The 18,835-nt window shown below is 67.9% G+C and carries 18 protein-coding genes; 8 read left to right on the plus strand and 10 right to left on the minus strand.

Annotated features, from left to right (window positions below):
• The first annotated feature begins 69 nt into the window (after nt 1–69).
• Together LZ005_RS13675 and LZ005_RS13680 are read left to right on the plus strand one after the other, a co-directional pair.
• The gene (locus tag LZ005_RS13675) at nt 70–624 is read left to right on the plus strand and encodes a cob(I)yrinic acid a,c-diamide adenosyltransferase (protein ID WP_237808629.1); all 555 of its coding nucleotides are present in this window, start codon (nt 70–72) and stop codon (nt 622–624) included.
• 31 nt (nt 625–655) lie between these two features.
• The gene (locus tag LZ005_RS13680; protein WP_237808630.1) at nt 656–1,054 is read left to right on the plus strand and encodes a DUF1761 domain-containing protein; all 399 of its coding nucleotides are present in this window, start codon (nt 656–658) and stop codon (nt 1,052–1,054) included.
• Nucleotides 1,055–1,058: 4 nt separating this feature from the next.
• On the opposite strand, the gene LZ005_RS13685 is transcribed toward LZ005_RS13680, so the two are convergent.
• Both LZ005_RS13685 and LZ005_RS13690 read right to left on the minus strand, forming a co-directional pair.
• On the minus strand, nt 1,059–2,372 hold the full coding sequence (locus LZ005_RS13685) for an ATP-binding protein (RefSeq protein WP_237808631.1): 1,314 nt from the start codon (nt 2,370–2,372) through the stop codon (nt 1,059–1,061).
• Entirely contained in the window at nt 2,369–3,034 is a 666-nt protein-coding gene (locus LZ005_RS13690; RefSeq protein WP_237808632.1) for a response regulator, read from the minus strand. The genes LZ005_RS13685 and LZ005_RS13690 overlap by 4 nt, the downstream gene beginning before the upstream one ends.
• Nucleotides 3,035–3,144: 110 nt before the next feature.
• Here LZ005_RS13690 and LZ005_RS13695 point away from each other — a divergent pair, with 110 nt between their 5' ends.
• On the plus strand, nt 3,145–5,337 hold the full coding sequence (locus LZ005_RS13695) for a carbohydrate binding family 9 domain-containing protein (protein ID WP_237808633.1): 2,193 nt from the start codon (nt 3,145–3,147) through the stop codon (nt 5,335–5,337).
• 147 nt (nt 5,338–5,484) lie between these two features.
• Here LZ005_RS13695 and dxs read toward each other — a convergent pair whose 3' ends face one another.
• Genes dxs through LZ005_RS13710 form a run of 3 tightly spaced genes read right to left on the minus strand, consistent with a single transcriptional unit; the run spans nt 5,485 to nt 8,493 of the window.
• Nucleotides 5,485–7,356: a 1-deoxy-D-xylulose-5-phosphate synthase gene (gene dxs, locus LZ005_RS13700; RefSeq protein ID WP_237808634.1), complete on the minus strand. Its 1,872-nt coding sequence runs from the start codon at nt 7,354–7,356 to the stop codon at nt 5,485–5,487.
• A complete protein-coding gene (locus LZ005_RS13705; protein ID WP_237808635.1) occupies nt 7,357–8,238 on the minus strand; it encodes a polyprenyl synthetase family protein in 882 nt (293 codons plus the stop codon). It lies immediately after the preceding gene.
• Between the two features lie 12 nt (nt 8,239–8,250).
• Nucleotides 8,251–8,493, minus strand: coding sequence for an exodeoxyribonuclease VII small subunit (locus LZ005_RS13710; protein WP_237808636.1), 243 nt, complete (start codon nt 8,491–8,493; stop codon nt 8,251–8,253).
• A gap of 256 nt (nt 8,494–8,749) precedes the next feature.
• Between LZ005_RS13710 and LZ005_RS13715 the strand changes: the two genes are divergently transcribed.
• From LZ005_RS13715 to LZ005_RS13730, 4 genes are read left to right on the plus strand one after another with little or no spacing between them, the layout of a single operon-like run.
• On the plus strand, nt 8,750–9,850 hold the full coding sequence (locus tag LZ005_RS13715; protein ID WP_237808637.1) for an aromatic ring-hydroxylating dioxygenase subunit alpha: 1,101 nt from the start codon (nt 8,750–8,752) through the stop codon (nt 9,848–9,850).
• A complete protein-coding gene (locus LZ005_RS13720; protein WP_237808638.1) occupies nt 9,850–10,740 on the plus strand; it encodes a DMT family transporter in 891 nt (296 codons plus the stop codon). Before LZ005_RS13715 ends, LZ005_RS13720 begins: the two co-directional genes overlap by 1 nt.
• A 9-nt stretch (nt 10,741–10,749) precedes the next feature.
• Entirely contained in the window at nt 10,750–11,598 is an 849-nt protein-coding gene (locus tag LZ005_RS13725; protein ID WP_237808639.1) for a sulfurtransferase, read from the plus strand.
• A gap of 53 nt (nt 11,599–11,651) precedes the next feature.
• On the plus strand, nt 11,652–12,152 hold the full coding sequence (locus tag LZ005_RS13730) for a Rid family hydrolase (RefSeq protein WP_237808640.1): 501 nt from the start codon (nt 11,652–11,654) through the stop codon (nt 12,150–12,152).
• 4 nt (nt 12,153–12,156) lie between these two features.
• On the opposite strand, the gene LZ005_RS13735 is transcribed toward LZ005_RS13730, so the two are convergent.
• The 5 genes from LZ005_RS13735 to polA all read right to left on the minus strand — a co-directional run bounded on the left by LZ005_RS13735 (nt 12,157) and on the right by polA (nt 18,306).
• The gene (locus LZ005_RS13735; RefSeq protein WP_237808641.1) at nt 12,157–13,131 is read right to left on the minus strand and encodes a hypothetical protein; all 975 of its coding nucleotides are present in this window, start codon (nt 13,129–13,131) and stop codon (nt 12,157–12,159) included.
• A 28-nt stretch (nt 13,132–13,159) separates the two neighbouring features.
• Nucleotides 13,160–13,837, minus strand: coding sequence for a ZIP family metal transporter (locus LZ005_RS13740; RefSeq protein WP_237808760.1), 678 nt, complete (start codon nt 13,835–13,837; stop codon nt 13,160–13,162).
• A 163-nt stretch (nt 13,838–14,000) separates the two neighbouring features.
• Nucleotides 14,001–14,930, minus strand: coding sequence for a TIGR01777 family oxidoreductase (locus tag LZ005_RS13745; RefSeq protein ID WP_237808642.1), 930 nt, complete (start codon nt 14,928–14,930; stop codon nt 14,001–14,003).
• The gene (locus LZ005_RS13750; RefSeq protein ID WP_237808643.1) at nt 14,927–15,562 is read right to left on the minus strand and encodes an HAD family phosphatase; all 636 of its coding nucleotides are present in this window, start codon (nt 15,560–15,562) and stop codon (nt 14,927–14,929) included. Before LZ005_RS13750 ends, LZ005_RS13745 begins: the two co-directional genes overlap by 4 nt.
• Entirely contained in the window at nt 15,559–18,306 is a 2,748-nt protein-coding gene (polA, locus tag LZ005_RS13755) for a DNA polymerase I (RefSeq protein ID WP_237808644.1), read from the minus strand. Before polA ends, LZ005_RS13750 begins: the two co-directional genes overlap by 4 nt.
• An 86-nt stretch (nt 18,307–18,392) precedes the next feature.
• Here polA and LZ005_RS13760 point away from each other — a divergent pair, with 86 nt between their 5' ends.
• Entirely contained in the window at nt 18,393–18,827 is a 435-nt protein-coding gene (locus LZ005_RS13760) for a hypothetical protein (RefSeq protein WP_237808645.1), read from the plus strand.
• Nucleotides 18,828–18,835 lie beyond the last annotated feature (8 nt).

Consider the following 18,835-nt stretch of genomic DNA (forward strand, 5'->3'; position numbering starts at 1 on the left):
CAAACGTGGTCGCGCTGTGCGTTTTATCGTATGCTCGCGCCTATTCGGTATAGACAACAAGGTATCACCATGGGTAATCGGCTTTCCAAGATCGCTACACGCACCGGCGATGATGGCAGCACCGGTCTCGGCGACGGCAGCCGCACCGGCAAGGACAGTGTGCGCATCGACGCCATCGGCGAGGTCGATGAACTCAATTCCCACCTCGGCCTGCTGCTGTGCGAGGCCCTGCCCGAGGACATCCACGCGGCCCTGATCGGCATTCAGCACGACCTGTTCGACCTTGGCGGCGAACTGTGCATCCCCGGCTACAGCCTGGTGAAGGAGGCCCACATCGCCCGCCTCGACGCCCTGCTGGCGACCCACAACGCCAGCCTGCCGCCGCTGACCGAATTCATTCTGCCGGGCGGTTCGCGCGCGGCCAGCCAGGCCCACGTCTGCCGCACCGTGTGCCGCCGCGCCGAACGCGCCGTGGTCGCCCTCGGCCATGCGGAGAGCATCAACGACGCGCCGCGCCAGTATCTGAACCGCCTGTCCGATCTGCTGTTCGTGCTGGCGCGCGTGTTGAACCGCCATGCCGGCGGCAGCGACGTGCTGTGGCAGCACGAACGCAAAGCGCAGTAAGTCTCGCCCCACCCACAACCAGGAGACCGCCATGCCCGAAGTGAACTACCTCGCCGTGATCGCCGCCGCCCTCGCCAGCTTCGCGCTCGGCGGCCTGTGGTACTCGCCGCTGTTGTTTGCCAAGGCCTGGCAGCGCGAGGCCGGCGTCAGCGACGCCCAGCTGGCCAATGCGAATATGGGTAAGATCTTCGGCCTGACCCTGGTGCTGTGCCTGATTTCGTCCTGGGTGTTCGCGCTCTTCCTCGGCCCCAAGGCCAGCCTCGGCCTGGGCGTGGGAGCCGGCTTTGCGGCCGGCCTGTGCTGGGTGACGGCCAGCTTCGGCATCAACTACCTGTTCGAGCGCCGCAGCCTGCGGCTGTTTCTGATTAACGGCGGCTACCACACGCTGCAATTCACCATCGTCGGCGCCATTCTCGGCGCCTGGCACTGAGGCCTCAGGCGGCGCAAGGCAGGTACAGCGCCGCCTCCAGACCGCCGCCAGCGCGCGCCTGCAGCTGCAGGCGGCCGCCAAAGCGCGCCGCGATGGCCTCCACGATCGACAGCCCCAGGCCGCTGCCATGGCCACCGCCGCGCCGCCAGAAGCGCTCCGTCGCCTGGGCCAGTTCGGCCGCCTCCATGCCGGGGCCGCGGTCGCGCACCACAAAGCCGATCTGCGCGCCCTCGCCCACCAGCGCCAGCTCGACCTCGCTGTCGGGCGGCGCCAGGCGCAGCGCGTTATCGAGCAGATTGCGCAGCGCCGTCACGGCCAGCGCCTGCGGCACCAGCGGACGCAGTGCGGCGCCGTCGCCGCTGATGCGCACACGTTCGCCGCCGCAGCCGGTGCAATCGCGCACGGCCAGCGTGGCCACCTCGGCCGCGCTGCAGGCCGGCGCGCCATCGGCGGCGGCGGCGCCCTCCACCTGGGCCAGAATCAGGAGCTGGGCCAACGTGTGCTGCAAGCGCGCCACGCCCTCTTCCGCATGATCAAGCGCCTGACGCGCGTCCTCGCCCTGCGACAGGCGCAGCACCTGCAGGTGCAGCTTGATGGCGGTGAGCGGCGTGCGCAGTTCGTGCGCCGCATCGGCCGTGAAGCGGCGCTCGCGCGCGAAGCTGTCGCGGATCCGTTCGAACAGCTCGTCCAGCGTGCGCACCAGCGGCACCAGATCGGGCGGCATCGCCATCGGCGGCAGCGGCGTGACCGCGTCGGGCGCGCGCGCGGCCAGCGCCTCGCGCAGCTTTTCGAGCGGACGCAGACCGCGCCCGACCCCGAGCCAGAGCAGCAGCAGGCCGACCGCCAGCGCCACGCCGAACGGCACAAAGGCCACCAGCAGCAGCTTGCGCTGCAGGCGCTCGCGCTCGAAGGCACGGTCGCCGGCGGTGACGATCATATTCCCCGCGCGCAGAGAGTAGGCGCGCCACGGATGGCCGTCCTCGTCGCGCAGGGTCAGAAAACCAAGCTGCGGCTTGCCCTGGCGGCGCAGGCTCCATTCGGTACTCGCCACGATTTCACCATGCACCGACTCCACCGTGCAGGCCATCGGCGATTCGGTCGCGGACAGCACGCGCGGCGTCTGTCCCGGGCGCAGGGCAAAGGCATCGGGATTGGAGCGCACCAGATCGGCCACCATCCCGGCCGCCATTTCAAGCCGCTGATCGAGGGCCGTATCCAGCTGGCGCGCCAGATCGGCGCGCAGCCACAGGGCCACGCCCAGCCACAGTAGCAGCAGCGCGCTGCCGATCATCAGCACCAGCCGCAGACGCAGACTCATGGCGCCTCCGTCCCGATGCGGTAGCCGAGCCCGCGCACGGTTTCGATCAGGCGCGGATCGAGCTTGCGGCGCAGGTGGTGGATGTGGACATTGAGCGCATTGCTTTCGATGTCCTCGTTGAAGTCGTACAGACTGTCCTTCAGCTGATCGACCGAGAGGATGCGCCCGCGCGCATTGAGCAGGGCCACCAGCAGCGCCAGCTCGCGCCGCGCCAGCGCCACCGGCTGGCCATGCAGCAGCACTTCGCCGCTGGCCGGGTTCACCTGCAGCGCGCCATGGGTGATCAGGTCGACGCTGCGGCCAGCGGCGCGGCGCGCCAGCGCATCCAGGCGCGCCACCAGTTCGGCCAGGTCAAAGGGCTTGGGCAGATAATCGTCGGCGCCGCTGCGCAGGCCGGCCACCCGGTCCGGCACGGCGTCGCGCGCCGTCAGCACCAGCATCGGCACGGCGCAGTCGCGCGCACGCAGGCGCCGCAGCAGGGCCAGGCCATCTTCATCGGGCAGGCCCAGATCGAGCACCACCGCATCCAGATGCGAGGACGCCAGCGCCGCTTCGGCCGCGCGCGCCGAGGCCACATGGTCGGCCGCATGCCCGTGGGCGCGCAGCCCGGCCAGCACGCCGCGCGCAATCAGTTCATCGTCCTCCACTACCAGTACCCGCATCGCCTGCCTCCCGTGGCGCGAATGTCACACATACAGATTAAATTGGCGTTAACACCGGCTTAATCCATGGCCTAGACTATGCGCCGACATCGACCATCCACGCCGACTCCATGAAACGACTGCTGCTGGCCGCCCTGCTTGCCGCCACCTTCGCCGCACCGGCCCGCGCCGACCTCCAAGCCTACCACGTGACGCAGCGCGTGCAGATGGACGGCCGCCTGTCCGATCCCGTCTGGGCCAAGGCCACCGTGCACGACCAGTTCTACCAGAACCTCCCGCAGGACAAGGTCCCCGCCATCTACAAGACCGAGATCCGCCTGCTGTACGACGCCCACAACCTGTACATCGGCATGCGCGCCTTCGATCCCGATCCCACGCGCATCCGCGCCCCCTACGCACGGCGCGACAAGACCTTCGCCGACCAGGACCTGTTCATCGTTTTTCTCGACCCGACCGGCAGCCGCAAGTCGGCCCAGTTCATCCGCGTGAATCCACAGGGCTCCGTCAGCGACGGCGTATTCTCCGACCTGTCCGGCGAAGACTTCTCGCCCGACTTCGACTTCGAGGTGATGACCGGGCGCTTCGACGGCGGCTGGAGCGCCGAGATCCGCATACCGTTTTCCGCGCTCGCCTACGACGATCCGGCGCGCACGCCCTGGAATCTGCTGGCCTTTCGCAGCATGCCGCGCGAAGAGCGCTACCGCATGACGAATACCGCGCTGCCCAAGGACAGCAACTGCTTCCTCTGCTACGCCGAACCGATCCGCGGCATGCGCGACCTGCCCACGGGCCTGAACTGGAGCGCCACTCCGCAAATCCGCACCCAGAGCGCGCGCGACGAAGAGAACGGCGTGCGCGGCCCGCGCCGCCACAAGACCGACCTCAGTCTCGACCTCAAGCTGCGCCTCGATCCGGCCACCACGATCGACACCACCATCAATCCCGATTTCTCGCAGGTGGAACTGGACGCGCCCCAGCTCTCCGGGAACACCACCTACGGCCTGTTCTTCCAGGAGAAGCGCCCCTTCTTCCTCGAAGGCGCCGACATGATCAGCACCCTGCAGAAGGCCATCTACACCCGCGCCATCACCGACCCCGCCTGGGGCGTGCGCTACACGCGCCGCAGCAACGGGGCCGACGCCACCATCCTCAGTGTGCGCGACAACGGCGGCGGCCTGGTGCAGCTGCCAGGTCCGTATGCCACCAACTACGCGCTGCAGGACTTCCGCTCCCAGGCCACGGTGGCGCGTGCCGACCTGCGCTTCGGCCAGGCCAGCGCCGGCGCCGTCTTCAGCGACCGGACCCTCGCGGACGGGCGCGGCTACAACCGCGTGCTCGGCCCCGACTTCAGCTGGAACGAAGGCGACAGCCTGCGCCTGCGCGGCCAGCTGCTGGCCTCCGACACCACCGCCCTGCCCGACCGCGACGGCCGCCTGGTCGAACAGCGCGCCGTGCGCGGCCACGCCTGGATGCTCGAAGGCGAAACCAATAGCGATGACTGGTCCAGCTTCGCCTCGCTGCAGAATGTCTCGCGCGGCTTCCGCGACGATAACGGCTTCTTCTTCCAGGCCGGCTATCGCGATCTGCAGGGCGAGCTGCGGCGCAAATTCGGCCAGGTCGGCCCCTTCCACACCTTCAACCTGTATGCGTTCGGCGGCGAGCAGATCGACCCACGCGGCGACACCATCCTCGCCTCGCGCGGGCTGGGCGTGTGGATGCAGGGCCCCTACGATTTGATCTTCAACGTGCAGCTGCATCCGGCCGAAAAGCAGCGCGTGCGCGAAGGCGGCCAGCTGCTTGGGCGCGACAAGCTGCGCCTCGAATGGGAGATCAGCCCGAGCGCGTGGCTGCCGAAAGTGGTGGGCAATCTCGAGCTGGGCGACGTGGTCGATGTGGACGCCGAGCGCGTCGGCCGCGGCGGCACCCTGAGTCTGACGCCGCGCTTCCGCCCCACCCCACGGCTCGAGCTCGAGCCCTCGATCAACCTGTCGCAATTCAGCGGACCACAGCGGCGCGCCTACCGCGAGCAGGCGCTGGCCCTGAACGGCATCTACCACTTGAGCGGGCGCGACACCCTGCGCCTGATCTGGCAGCACCGCCACACCGAGCGCGACCAGGCCCAGTACAGACAGCCCATCACGCCCGACAGCCGGTCCAGCATCACCTCGCTCGTGTACGCGCACACGCGCGGCCTCGGCACCGCGCTGTACGTGGGCGCCACGATTTCCGACAGCCGCGAGCAAGCCGCCCGTTACGGCCTGCGCCAGAACGAGCTGTTCATCAAAGCCTCCTGGCAAATCTGACCCCAAGAAAAATCGGGGTCAGACCCCATTTATCTGCGCGGAAAAATCGGGGTCAGACCCCATTTATCCGGAGGGCAAAAACGTTTCCGCCCAAACAAATGGGGTCTGACCCCGATTTGTTTGGGCGGAAAGGGATGGGAGACGGGCTTAGCCGTTGTTGACGACCAGGCGCGGTTCGGTTCGCTGGAAGTGGGTACGGATGGCGCTGGCAATGCCCTTGGCGTCGAGGCCGACACTGGCCAGCAGCACGGCCGGGTCGCCGTGGTCGATGAATTTGTCGGGCAGGCCGAGCAGCTGCAGCGGCTTGACGATACCGGCTTCGGCCAGGGCCTCGGCCACGGCGGCACCGGCGCCGCCCATCACGCAGCCTTCTTCCACCGTCACCAGGGCGTCGTGCTCGCGCGCCAGCTGTTTCACCAGCTCGACGTCGAGCGGCTTCACCCAGCGCATATTCGCCACCGTGGCGTCGAGCGCTTCGCCGGCGGCCAGGGCCGGCGCCACCATCGAGCCAAACGCGAGGATGGCGATGCCTTTGCCCTGGCGGCGGATCTCGCCGCGCCCGAGCGGCAGCGTGTCCAGCGTGGCGGCCGGCGTGACGCCGATCCCGGCGCCGCGCGGATAGCGCACGGCGGCCGGCCCATTGTGGTGGAAGCAGGTGCTCAGCAGCTGGCGGCACTCGTTTTCGTCCGAGGGCGCGGCCACGATCATGTTCGGGATGCAGCGCAGGTAGGCCAGGTCGTAGTTGCCGGCATGGGTGGCGCCGTCGGCGCCGACGATACCGGCGCGGTCGAGCGCGAAGGTGACGTCGAGGTTCTGCAGGGCGACGTCGTGAATCAGCTGATCGTAGGCGCGCTGCAGGAAGGTCGAGTAGATCGCCACCACCGGCTTCAGGCCCTCGGTCGCGAGGCCGGCGCCGAAGGTCACCGAGTGCTGCTCGGCGATGCCGACGTCGAAATAGCGCGCCGGGTACTGCTGCTCGAAGCGCACCATGCCCGAGCCTTCGCGCATGGCGGGCGTGATGCCGACCAGGCGCTTGTCGGCCGCGGCCATGTCGCACAGCCACTGGCCGAACACTTCGGTGTAGGTCAGCTTGCTCGGCGTGGCGGCCGGCTTGATGCCTTCGACCGGATTGAACTTGCCGGTGCCGTGGTACAGGATCGGCTCGGCCTCGGCCAGCTTGTAGCCCTGGCCTTTTTTGGTCACCACGTGCAGGAACTGCGGCCCTTTCAGGTGTTTGATGTTCTGCAGCGTGGGGATCAGCGAGTCGAGGTCGTGGCCGTCGATCGGGCCGATGTAGTTGAAGCCGAATTCTTCGAACATCGTGGCCGGCACCACCATGCCCTTGGCGTGCTCTTCGAGGCGGCGCGCGAGTTCGGCCACGGGGCCGGGCAGCACGCTCTTGCCGACATTGCGCGCGGCCGCGTAGAACTTGCCCGACATCAGACGGGCCAGATAACGGTTCAGCGCGCCCACGGGCGGCGAGATCGACATGTCGTTGTCGTTCAGGACCACCAGCAGCGGCAGGTCTTCCTGCACGCCGGCGTTGTTCAGGGCCTCGAAGGCCATCCCGGCCGTCATCGAGCCGTCGCCGATCACGGCGATGCAGTGGCGCTGCTCGCCCTTGATCTTGGCCGCATTGGCCATGCCGAGGGCGGCCGAGATCGAGGTCGACGAGTGGGCCGTGCCGAAGGTGTCGTATTCGCTTTCGCAGCGGCGCGGGAAGCCGGAGATGCCATTGAGCTGGCGCAGCGTCGGCATCTGGGCGCGGCGCCCGGTCAGGATCTTGTGCGAATAGGTCTGGTGGCCGACATCCCACACGATGCGGTCGTGCGGGGTGTTGAACACGTAGTGGAGCGCAATCGTCAGTTCGACCGTGCCCAGATTCGACGACAGGTGGCCGCCGGTCTTGGAGACGGATTCGAGCAGGAACTGGCGCAATTCGTGCGCGAGCGGCGTGAGCTGGTGACGGCCCAGCTGACGCAGGTCGGAAGGATCGTTGATGGTTTCGAGCAGTTTCATTTACGCTTTCCGCTGCACGACCAGATCTGCCAGTTCCCGCAGACGGCGTGCCTTATCACCAAACGGGGCCAGCGCCGCGTGCGCCTGCCCCCGCAATTGTTCGGCCAGGGCGATCGACGCCTCCAGCCCCAGAATCGACACATAGGTCGGCTTGTTGTCGGCGGCGTCCTTGCCGGCCGTTTTGCCCAGCGTGGCCGAATCGGCGGTCGCATCGAGCACGTCGTCCACCACCTGGAAGGCCAGGCCGATGGCGCAGCCGTAGTCGTCGAGCGCGGCCTGCTCGGCCGCGTCGAGCGCGCGCCCGGCCATGGCGCCGAGCACGATGGCGGCCTTCAGCAGGGCGCCGGTTTTCAGCTGGTGCATCTGTTCGAGTTCGGCCCGCGTCAGGGCCTGGCCGACGCTGGCCAGATCGATCGCCTGGCCGCCGCACATGCCGGCCGGACCGGCCGCGCGCGCCAGCAGGGCGACCATCTGCACCAGGCGCGCCGCCGGGGCGTCGCTGGCGGCCAACACCGCGAAGGCCTGGGACTGCAGGGCGTCGCCGACCAGCAGCGCCGTCGCTTCGTCATAGGCCACATGCACGGTCGGTTTGCCGCGCCGCAGGGCGTCGTCGTCCATGCAGGGCATATCGTCGTGCACCAGCGAGTACACGTGGATCATTTCGACGGCGCAGGCGGCGCGTTCCAGCACGGCCGGGGCGGCATCGGTCAGTTCGCCGGCCGCGTACACGAGCAGCGGGCGCACGCGCTTGCCGCCGCCCAGGGTGGTGTAGCGCATCGCCTCGTGCAGGCGCTGCGGCGCCAGGCTGGCCTGCGGCAGGTGCTCGGCCAGGGCCGTTTCCACGGCCGCCTGCACCCGCTTCATCCAGGTGGGGAAATCCATCGTCGCGTCCATTCAGGCGTCGCCCTCTTCGTCGGCGAAGGGCTTGAGCATCTCGCCCTCGAGCACCTTGACCTGGGACTCGACCTTCTCGAGCTGGGCGGCGCAGTATTTGACCAGGGCCGAACCGCGCGCATAGGCCGCCACCGAGGCTTCGAGCGGCAGCTGGCCGCCCTCCATCTGGGCCACGAGCTGGGCCAGTTCGGCCATGGCCGCCTCGAACGAGGCCGGCGTGTCTGGGGTTGCGGTCTTGGGCATAGGTGTTTCGGTATCAGCGGGCGGCGCCAGTCTAAGCGCCTATTTTAGAACAAGCCATCACAAACGGCGCAGCACTGGCGGGCGCGCGCAAAGGGTGGATTTTATCGTACTTGCACGAAGACGCTGGCAAAACATGCCGATTTAGCACGGTTTTAGCCGACTCTTGCGCGAAAAACGCGGGATTTATCAGGCCGACCACGGTATAATTGCCGGTTCTGTCTGTTTCACGATCACGCATTGAAAGGGGGGATTGGGGATGTCCGACCTGGGTACCCACGCCAAGCTGGCCCGCTCGCGCGCCCAGCTGCCGGTAAATGTCTACTTCGACGATGCGCTGCTGCAGCGCGAAATGCAGCTCCTGTTTAAGAACGGTCCCCGCTACGTCGGCCATGAGCTGATGGTGCCCGAGGTCGGCGATTACGCCACCCTGGCCGCGGAAAACGAGGGCCGCATGCTGGTGCGCTCGGCGCACGGCATCGAGCTGCTGTCGAACGTCTGCCGCCACCGCCAGGCCATCATGAAAAATGGCCGTGGCAACGCCACCAATATCGTCTGCCCGCTGCACCGCTGGACTTATGACCTCAAGGGTGAGCTGATCGGCGCGCCGCATTTCCCGGACACGCCCTGCCTCAACCTCAACCAGACCCGCCTGCAAAGCTGGAACGGCCTGCTGTTCGAACAGAACGGCTACAACGTCATGGAGCAGCTGAAGAATCTGTCGGTCACCAAGGACCTGGACTTCAGCGGCTATATGCTCGACAAGGTCGAAGTCCACCAGTGCGACTACAACTGGAAGACCTTCATCGAGGTCTACCTCGAGGACTACCACGTCGAACCCTTCCACCCGGGCCTGGGCAGCTTTGTCAGCTGCGACGACCTGCGCTGGGAGTTCGGGCGCGACTACTCGGTCCAGACCGTGGGCGTGAACCGCGGCCTGCGCAAATCCGGCTCGCCCGTCTATCAGCGCTGGCAGGAGCAGGTGCTCAAATACCGCAATGGCGAAGCGCCCCCCTTCGGCGCCATCTGGCTGACGCTCTACCCGAACATCATGGTCGAGTGGTATCCGCATGTGCTGGTGGTGTCGACCCTGTGGCCGGACGGCCCGCAGCGCACCCGCAACGTGGTCGAGTTCTACTACCCCGAGGAGATCGTGCTGTTCGAGCGCGATTTCGTCGACGCCGAACACGCGGCCTACATGGAAACCGTGATCGAGGACGATGAAATCGCCCTGCGCATGGATGCCGGCCGGCGCGCCCTGCTGGCGCGCGGCGAAAACCAGGTCGGCCCCTACCAGTCGCCCATGGAAGACGGCATGCAGCACTTCCATGAGTGGTACCGCAAGCACATCGAGGTCTGATGGCCGCTGCCTTATGGATGCTGCTGGCCAGCTTCTTGTTCGCCGCCATGGGCGTGTGCGTGAAGCTGGCCTCGGCCCTGTACTCGACGTCGGAAATCGTCTTCTACCGCGGCCTGATCGGGGTGATCCTGATTCCGCTGCTGGTGCGCTGGCGCGGCGGCAGCCTGCGCACCGCCCACCCGTTTGAACACACCTACCGCGGCACCGTCGGCGTGATCTCGCTGTGGCTGTGGTTCTTCGCCATCGCCAGCCTGCACCTGGCCACCGCCGTCACCCTCAACTACATGGCGCCGATCTGGATGGCCGTGTATCTGCTCGCCCTCGGCTGGTTCAAGGCCCACAAGAAGGTAGATCCGGCCCTGGTGGTGGCGATTCTGGCCTCGTTCGCCGGCGTCGTGCTGATCCTGCAGCCGGCCTTCTCCAGCCACCAGTGGCTGGGCGGGGTGGCCGGCGTGGCCTCGTCGATGATCTCGGCCCTGGCCTATCTGCAGATCCGCCGCCTGTCCCAGCTGGGCGAACCCGAATACCGGATCGTCTTCTACTTCGCCCTGGTGACTGTGGTCGTGGGCGGTGTCAGCACCCTGTTCGAGGGCGGCTTCCACCGGCCCGACCTGTACCACGCGGCCCTGCTGTTCGGCACCGGCCTGCTGGCCACCGTGGCCCAGCTGGCGATGACGCGCGCCTACCGCCTCGGCAAGGTGCTGGTGGTGGCCAACCTGGCCTACACCGGCATCATTTTCTCCAGCCTGTGGGGCCTGATCCTGTGGGGCGACGCGTTCGACTGGCACGTCTGGCTCGGCATGGCCATCATCCTGCTGTCGGGCGTGGCCGCGACGTTCTACAATAGTCGTGGCACGGCGCCCAGCAGCGCCCCGCTCGACAACGAATAAGGAGCCCGCATGTTCACCACTCTGATCAGCGCCAGCGAGCTGGCCGCCCGCCTGGGCGCGCCGCAGCTCGTCATCCTCGACTGCCGCCACGACCTCGTCGACCACAGCGCCGGGCGCACCGGCTACAACGTCGGCCATATCCCGGGCGCCGTCTTCATCGAGATGGAACACCAGGCCTCGGGCCCGCGCCGCGCGGCCGACGGCAGCTTCCGCGGACGCCATCCGCTGCCCGAGAAGACCGATTTCCTCGCCGTGCTGCGCAATGCCGGCGTCAATGACGACAGCCAGGTCGTGGTCTACGACGCCCAGGGCGGCATGTTCGCCGCGCGCGTCTGGTGGATGCTGCGCTGGCTCGGCCACAGCGCCGTGGCCGTGCTCGACGGCGGCCTGGCGGCCTGGCAGGCGGCCGGCCAGCCGATGACGGCGGCCGAACCGCATCCGGCCCAGGGCCACCTGAACCTGCGCGCGCCGCTGGTCGAATCGGTCGATGCGGCCATGGTGCTGGCCAATGTGCAGAGCCAGGCGCGCCTGGTGGTCGATGCGCGCGCGCCCGACCGCTTCCGCGGCGAGAACGAAACCCTGGACCCGGTCGGCGGCCATATTCCGGGGGCGCGCAACCGCTTCTTCCGCGAGAACCTGGAGGCCGACGGCCGCTTCAAGTCGCCCGCCCAGCTGCGCGCCGAATGGAGCGCCATCGTCGGTGACGAAGCGGCCCACCTGATCATGCAGTGCGGCTCGGGCGTGACGGCCTGCCACAATCTGCTGGCCCTGGAAGTGGCCGGCCTGCGCGGCGCCGCCCTCTATCCGGGCTCGTGGAGCGAATGGTGCGCCGACCCGGCGCGGCCGGTGGCGCGCTAATCCTGCCTTAATCCGCGCGCTCCAGACTGGGGCTCCTTTTTTCAGGAGTCCCCATGCTGCGTCTGATTCTTCCCCTGTTGCTGCTGACCGGTCCGGCCCTGGCCGAACCGGTGCGTATCCCCGCGCCCGGCGGCGCCGTGCTTGGCCTCAATGCCCAGCAATTCAATGTCCAGTACAACGAGTGGCACTATGCCCCGGCCCGGATCGAGGGCAAGCTGGTGTATCTGTCGGGCGTGGTGGCCGGCGCGGCCGATGGCAAACCGCTCGACGTGGCCGGCTTCGAGGCCTCGCTGCGGCGCGCCTTTGGCCAGATCGACCGCCTGCTGACGGCGGCCGGCAGCGACAGCAGCCATATTGTCGAGATCAGCAGCTTCCACGTGTTTGGCGCGCCGCTGGCGACCTTCGATAAGGCTGCCCATCTGGACGCGGTGCGCCGCGTGCATGCCGAATTCGTCAAGCCGCCCTACCCGGCCTGGACCGCGATCGGCGTGTCCGATCTGCTGCCGCCCGGCGGCATGGTCGAAATCCGCGTGCTGGCGCGCCTGAAGGACTGAGGCCCTAGAGGTCCATGCGCCCGCATGGAATGCTGAGCGTGAAGCTGTCGGCGAAGACGCTGTCGTTGGCCGCGTCCGGCAGATTCAGGCGGATCGTGCGCAGCCACTCCAGCAGCGGGCGGCGCGCCGCCTCGCTGCTCTCGACCTCGCGCACGATGTTGGGCGCATACGGCTGCAGGTAGAACACGCGCACGTCGAACGGGCAGCGCATCTGGGTGAAATCGAAATGGGCCGGCGCCGGATCGCGCGCGCCGGCGGCCAGCACGCGCAGCGGCATATCCTTGAGCACCTTCTTCTCGCTGCCGCTCAGGGTGAATTTGTAGATCATGTCCAGATCGATCGGCTGCCCGCCATAGCAGGGCAGGCGCACATCGCGCAGATAGTTTTCGAGCGACTGGCGAAAGCCGTGGTAGCCGGTCACCGCCAGGAACTGCACGGCCGGGGCGCTGTCGGCGCTGGTGAAATGCAGGCGCACCATGACCGAGCCGGTCACGCCATCCTGCAGGGCCTTGCGCGGCCACTGCGGGCGCGCGGCCGGGTCGCTGTGCACCATGCACTGCATGCGCGCCTGCTGCTTGCGCTCGTCCGCATCGGCCGTCTGCGGCGGCATCACGCGGCGGCCGTCCTCGGGCTTGAACACATAGCGCTGGTGCAGGGTCACGGGCGGGCCGCCGGCCACCATGCAGGGCACGCGCAGCTGCTGCGCGTAGGCGCGCACGGCATCGGCGAATTCGCCCTCGCGCCGCAGCTGTGGAAAATCGATCTCGGGCGCCTGGTCCGGCCCGGCAAAGCGCAATTCGACATCCACGCTCATACCCTCCTTGCGCTCAAACGCCTGCGGCGGATACACGGGCTGCTCGGGCGCGCCGGGCGTGCGCGTCAGGCAGGCCAGCATCGGCGAGGGTGCCAGAAACAGGGACTGGGCCTGGGCCAGGACGGGCGCCGCCAGCAGGGCGGCAAGCAGGAATCGGATCAGCATGCCTTATTGTAAAGGCAATCTTGAAAACTTAGCCAGCGCCGTGTGTCAGCAGCAGCACCAGCGACACGCCAAGCGCCACCAGGATCACCTGGGGCACGGTTTCGCGTACGGTGGCGCGGCGCTGCATCTGCGGCATCAGGTCGCTGACGGCGATGTACAGGAAGCCCGAGGACGCGAACACCAGCACATAGGGAATCAGGTGGCTGGCCTTGTCCAGCGTGTAGTAGCCGAGCACCCCGCCGGCCACGCCCATCAGGCTGCACAGCAGGTTGAACACATAGGCGCGCATGCGCGAGAAGCCGGCATTGAGCAGCACGATGAAGTCGCCGATCTCCTGCGGGATTTCGTGGGCGATCATGGCCAGGCCGGTGACCAGGCCCAGACGCGGCTCGGCCAGGAAGGCGGCGGCGATCAGGATACCGTCGGTGAAGTTGTGCAGGCCGTCGCCGACCAGGATCATCCAGCCCGATTTGCCGGCCTCGCGCGCGTCGTGCCCGTGCGCGTGGTGGTGGCCGTCGTGCTCGTGGTGATGCGAGTGGCGCAGCAGCGCCAGCTTCTCCAGCAGGAAGAAGGCCAGCAGGCCGGCCAGCAGCGTGGCGAACAGGGTGCGCGGATCGGCCTTGGATTCAAACGCCTCGGGCAAGGCATTGAGCAGGGCCGTCGACAGCATGATCCCCACCGACAGGCTGACCATGCGCTCGACCATCTTCGACAGCAGGGCGAACGAGAACAGGGCCGCCGCCGTGATCGAGACGGCGCCGCCCAGACTGGTCGCAAGCAGGATGGAGACGAGGATCGGGTCCAGAATCAAACCTTGGTGGACAAAACAGCCATTGTAACGGCTCGGACGGGGGCGCGCGTGGCCGGCTTCACTGGCACAGATCCGCGAGCGCGGCGTCGAGCGTGGCGAAGCGGAAGTGGAAGCCGCCCTCCTGCAGGCGGCGCGGCGCCACGCGCTGGCCCTCGAGCACCAGATCGCTCTGCTCCCCCAGCAGCAGGCGCATCGGCCAGCCGGGCGTGGGGAACCAGCAGGGCCGGTGCAGCACGGCGGCGGCCGTGCGCGCGAATTCGTGCTGGGTGCAGGCCGCGGGCGCGCACAGATTGTAGGCGCCATCGACCTGCGGCGCCTGCATCAGGTGGGCGATGGCGCGCACCAGATCGTCGATATGCACCCAGGACAGCACCTGGCGGCCGCCGGCCAGCGGCCCGCCCAGACCCAGCCGGATCGGCAGCAGCAGGCCAGGCAGCGCGCCGCCACGCCCCATCACAAAGCCGAAGCGCAGCGCCCCGACCTGGGTGCCGTGGCGCGTGATGCCCTGAGCCGCGGCCTCGATCTCCTGGCACAGCGTGGACATGAAGATCGGCTGCGGCGGCGCGCTTTCGTCGAGCGCGCGCGCATCGTCCTGCGCCTGCACGCCGTAGTAGCCGATGGCGGAAGCGGCCAGCAGCAGGCGCGGCTTGCGTTCGGTGCGGGCGATCCAGGCGTCGATCTGGGCGGTGATGCCGGCGCGGCTGGCGCGCAGCACCGCCTTGCGCGCGGCCGTCCAGCGGCGCCCGAAGATGCGCGCGCCGGCCAGATGCACGACCACGTCGACCGCGTCGGACGGGGCCAGCGCCTCCAGGCTGGGAATGGCGCGCACGCCCAGCCGGGCCGCGGCGCGCGCCGCATCGCGCGACAAGGCGATCACCGTATGGCCGTCGGCCACCAGAGCGCGCACCAGATGCTGGCCGACGAAACCGGTGGCCCCGGTGACCAGCACGGTCTGCGCTGGTCCGAAATGGATAGGACTCGTACTCATGCTTCCTCCACAAGAGCGGGCAAGGCGTCGATCCGGTCGATGACGCGCCAGGCCGCGCTGAAATCATGGTCGGCCGTCAGCCGGTGGCGCAGCACCACGCAGCGCAGGCCGGCCGCCTGGGCCGCCTGCAGGCCGCGCGGCGAATCTTCCACCACCAGCACCTCGTGCGGGGCCAGGCCAAGCGCGGCCAGGCCGCGCAGATAGGGTTCCGGATGCGGCTTGGGGCGCGCATAGTCTTCCGCCGTCAGCACGAAATCGAAATGCTGGCGCAGCCCCAGGTCCGCATGCATCTGGTCGAAGTGCTCGCGGTTGGCGCTGGTGACCACGCCCTTGGGCAGATGGGCCAGCGCCGCCAGCGTGGCGCCGATACCGCCGATCGGGACGATGCGCTCGGCCGCGAGGCGCGCGCTGTAGCGCCGGTTACGCTCGGCGCGCCAGACCGCAATCCGTTCGGGCGAGACGCCGTCGACCAAGTGCCAGGCGCCGCAGTTGTCGCGCAGGTACCAGTCGAGGAACATGCGCTCGCTAAGCGCCACCCCGAGTTCGGCCAGCAGCTCCCGGTTGACCTCGAAGAACAGGCCTTCGGTGTCGACCAGGACACCGTCGTTATCGAATAGCAGCGCGCGGATCAATGGGCCTCGTCCCAGTTGCTGCCGACGCCGACTTCGGCCAGCAGCGGCACCTTCAGGTCGGCCACGCCCGCCATCAGCTGCGGCAGTTTGACTTTGACCAGATCGAGTTCGGCCTGCGGCACCTCGAGCACCAGTTCATCGTGCACCTGCATGATCATGCGCGTACCCAGGGCGGCGCTCTCGATCCAGTCCTGCACGGCGATCATGGCCAGCTTGATCAGGTCCGCCGCCGTGCCCTGCATCGGCGCGTTGATGGCCGCGCGTTCGGCCGCCTGGCGGCGCGGGCCGTTCGGCGAATTAATCTCGGGCAGCCACAGGCGGCGGCCGAACACGGTTTCGACATAGCCGCGCGCCTTGGCGGCGGCGCGCGTATCGTCCATGTACTGGCGCACGCCGGCGAAGCGCTGGAAGTATTTGTCGATGTAGTTCTGGGCCGCGCCGCGCTCGATGCCGAGGTTGGACGCCAGACCAAAGGCGCTCATCCCGTAGATCAGGCCAAAGTTGATCACCTTGGCGTAGCGGCGCTGCTCGCTCTCGACCTGCTGCGGCGCGATGCCGAAGATCTCGGCCGCCGTGGCGCGGTGAATGTCCTCGCCCTCGGCAAAGGCGCGCAGCATGGCCGGGTCGCCCGAAATGTGGGCCATGATGCGCAGCTCGATCTGCGAGTAGTCGGCCGAGACGATCACCTTGCCCGGACCGGCGATGAAGGCCTCGCGGATGCGCCGCCCTTCGGCCGTGCGGATCGGGATGTTCTGCAAGTTCGGATCGTTCGAGGCCAGGCGCCCCGTCACGGCCACCGCCTGCGCGTAGTTGGTGTGCACGCGCCCGGTGTTCGGATTGACCATGCGCGGCAGCTTGTCGGTGTAGGTCGACTTCAGCTTGCTCATGGCGCGGTAGTCGAGGATCACCTTCGGCAGCGGGAAGTCCTCGGCCAGCTTCTGCAGCACTTCCTCGTCGGTCGAGGGCGCGCCGGTCGGCGTTTTCTTCACCACCGGCAGACCGAGCTTGCCGAAGAAGATCTCGCCGATCTGCTTGGGCGAGCCGAGGTTGAACGGGCCGCCGGCCAGTTCATAGGCCTGCTGCTCGAGCTGCACGATGCGCTCGCCCAGCTGCTGCGACTGCGCTTCCAGGCGCGCCGCGTCGATCAGCACCCCATTGCGCTCGATCTTCTGCAGCACCACGGCGGTCGGCAGTTCGATGCGGCGGTAGATGAAATCGAGCTTGGCGTCCTTCTCGACCTGGCCGATCATGGCCTGGTGCAGGCGCAGCGTGATGTCCGAATCCTCGGCCGCATACGCGGTCGCCTTGCCGATATCGGCCAGGTCGAAGGTGATCTGGCTGGCGCCCTTGCCGCACACGTCCTCGAACTTGATGGTCGTGTAGTTCAGGTGGCGCTGGGCCAGGCTGTCCATGTCGTGGCTGCGGTGCGACTCGAACACATAGGATTCGAGCAGGGTGTCGTGCACGATGCCGCGCAGGGTGATGCCATGGTTGGCGAAGATATGGCTGTCGTACTTGAGGTTCTGGCCCAGCTTCGGCTTGGCCGGGTCTTCCAGCCAGGCGCGCATGCGGCCCAGCACGAACTCGCGCCCGAGCTGCTGCGGCGCGCCGGCGTAGCGGTGCGCCAGCGGGATGTAGCAGGCCTTGCCCGCCTCCACCGCCAGCGAGATGCCGACCATCTGGGCCAGCATCGGTTCGAGCGAGGTGGTTTCGGTGTCGATCGAGGTGACGGCGGCCGTCTCGATGCGCGCCAGCCAGGCCTCGAGCTGGGCCTCGGTCAGCACGGTCTCGTATTCGCCCTGGCTGGCCGCCGGCGGCAGCGGCGCCGCCTCGCCGAACAGGTCGCCGCTGGCGGCGGCCGGCGCCGGGCGCGCGGCCGCGGCCTCGCCACCGAGCTCGCGCAGCATCGACTTGAAGCCGTACTGGGCGAAGAAGTCGCGCAGCTTGTCCTTGTCTTCGGGCTGGCCGACCAGGGACTCGGTGATCGACTTCATGTGCGCCGACAGGTCGCAGTCGCACTTCACGGTGATCAGCTCGCGCCCGCGCGGCAGCCAGCCGAGCGCCTGGCGCAGATTCTCGCCGACCGCGCCCGTGACGCTGGCGGCATTGGCCATCACGCCATCGAGGTCGCCGTACTGGCTGAGCCACTTGACGGCCGTCTTGGGGCCGCATTTGTGCACGCCGGGGACGTTGTCGACGGCGTCGCCGATCAGGGTCAGGTAGTCGATGATGCGGTTTGGCGCCACGCCGAACTTGGCCAGCACGCCCGCTTCGTCCATCTTCTCGTTGGTCATGGTGTTGACCAGGCTGACCTGGGGATTGACCAGCTGGGCCAGGTCCTTGTCGCCGGTCGAGACCACGGTGCGCAGGCCGAGGGCCGTGGCCTGGCAGGCCAGGGTGCCGATCACGTCGTCCGCCTCGACCCCATCGACCATCAGGATCGGCCAGCCCATGAACTTGACCACCGCGTGAATCGGCTCGATCTGCACGCGCAGGTCATCCGGCATGGACGGACGGTGCGCCTTGTACTCGGGGTAGAGGTCGTCGCGGAAGGTTTTGCCCTTGGCGTCGAACACGCAGGCGATGTAGGCGGCCGGGTAGTCCTGGCGCAGACGGCGCAGCATATTGACCATGCCGTGCATGGCGCCGGTCGGCGTGCCGTCCGGGCTGCGCAGGTCGGGCATGGCGTGGAAGGCGCGGTACAGGTAGCTGGAACCATCGACCAGCAGCAGGGTGTTGTCCATGAAGGCAGACGCGACAGAGTGGCACAGGGTGCCAATTATCGCAGGTTTGCTACAATGGCTAATACCCTCTTCTACGGTGTCACATCATGCAACGCTCTGCCCCGATCTGGACGCTCCTGGCCCTTGCTGGCGCACTTGCCGCAGGCCCCGCCCTGGCCCAACAGGCCCAAGCCGAAAAATCCTCGTCCGCGCCGCCCAAGCTCGAGCGCATCGACGACAACGCGGATCAGCCCATCACCGTGATCCCGCAAAAGCCGCAAACCCAGATCACCGAGAAAAAAGAGGGTGGCCGCACGACCGAAGCCCACGTCAAGGCCGGCAAGAGCGAATACACCGTCAAGGCCCACACCCCGGCCGGCAATGCCCAGGTAGGCGATGCCCAGACCGGCGGCGTGCGCGCGCCCCAGTGGCAGGTCATGGAATTCGACCTGAACAAGCGCAAGCCGAAAGACGTCGACAACCCCGAAAAAGCCGCCGCGGCGCCCGAGACCAAACAGGAAGCCCAGCCGGCCAAGAAATAAGGCCCCAC

Source organism: Massilia sp. TS11 (assembly GCF_022012445.1).
Taxonomy (GTDB): domain Bacteria; phylum Pseudomonadota; class Gammaproteobacteria; order Burkholderiales; family Burkholderiaceae_D; genus Telluria.

What these genes read in the sequence shown, in the direction of transcription:
- LZ005_RS13675 (WP_237808629.1), top strand. Translation starts at nt 70, where the DNA reads ATGGGTAATCGGCTTTCCAAGATCGCTACACGCACCGGCGATGATGGC.
- LZ005_RS13680 (WP_237808630.1), top strand. Translation starts at nt 656, where the DNA reads ATGCCCGAAGTGAACTACCTCGCCGTGATCGCCGCCGCCCTCGCCAGC.
- LZ005_RS13685 (WP_237808631.1), bottom strand. Translation starts at nt 2,372, where the DNA reads ATGAGTCTGCGTCTGCGGCTGGTGCTGATGATCGGCAGCGCGCTGCTG.
- LZ005_RS13690 (WP_237808632.1), bottom strand. Translation starts at nt 3,034, where the DNA reads ATGCGGGTACTGGTAGTGGAGGACGATGAACTGATTGCGCGCGGCGTG.
- LZ005_RS13695 (WP_237808633.1), top strand. Translation starts at nt 3,145, where the DNA reads ATGAAACGACTGCTGCTGGCCGCCCTGCTTGCCGCCACCTTCGCCGCA.
- dxs (WP_237808634.1), bottom strand. Translation starts at nt 7,356, where the DNA reads ATGAAACTGCTCGAAACCATCAACGATCCTTCCGACCTGCGTCAGCTG.
- LZ005_RS13705 (WP_237808635.1), bottom strand. Translation starts at nt 8,238, where the DNA reads ATGGATTTCCCCACCTGGATGAAGCGGGTGCAGGCGGCCGTGGAAACG.
- LZ005_RS13710 (WP_237808636.1), bottom strand. Translation starts at nt 8,493, where the DNA reads ATGCCCAAGACCGCAACCCCAGACACGCCGGCCTCGTTCGAGGCGGCC.
- LZ005_RS13715 (WP_237808637.1), top strand. Translation starts at nt 8,750, where the DNA reads ATGTCCGACCTGGGTACCCACGCCAAGCTGGCCCGCTCGCGCGCCCAG.
- LZ005_RS13720 (WP_237808638.1), top strand. Translation starts at nt 9,850, where the DNA reads ATGGCCGCTGCCTTATGGATGCTGCTGGCCAGCTTCTTGTTCGCCGCC.
- LZ005_RS13725 (WP_237808639.1), top strand. Translation starts at nt 10,750, where the DNA reads ATGTTCACCACTCTGATCAGCGCCAGCGAGCTGGCCGCCCGCCTGGGC.
- LZ005_RS13730 (WP_237808640.1), top strand. Translation starts at nt 11,652, where the DNA reads ATGCTGCGTCTGATTCTTCCCCTGTTGCTGCTGACCGGTCCGGCCCTG.
- LZ005_RS13735 (WP_237808641.1), bottom strand. Translation starts at nt 13,131, where the DNA reads ATGCTGATCCGATTCCTGCTTGCCGCCCTGCTGGCGGCGCCCGTCCTG.
- LZ005_RS13740 (WP_237808760.1), bottom strand. Translation starts at nt 13,837, where the DNA reads ATGGTCGAGCGCATGGTCAGCCTGTCGGTGGGGATCATGCTGTCGACG.
- LZ005_RS13745 (WP_237808642.1), bottom strand. Translation starts at nt 14,930, where the DNA reads ATGAGTACGAGTCCTATCCATTTCGGACCAGCGCAGACCGTGCTGGTC.
- polA (WP_237808644.1), bottom strand. Translation starts at nt 18,306, where the DNA reads ATGGACAACACCCTGCTGCTGGTCGATGGTTCCAGCTACCTGTACCGC.
- LZ005_RS13760 (WP_237808645.1), top strand. Translation starts at nt 18,393, where the DNA reads ATGCAACGCTCTGCCCCGATCTGGACGCTCCTGGCCCTTGCTGGCGCA.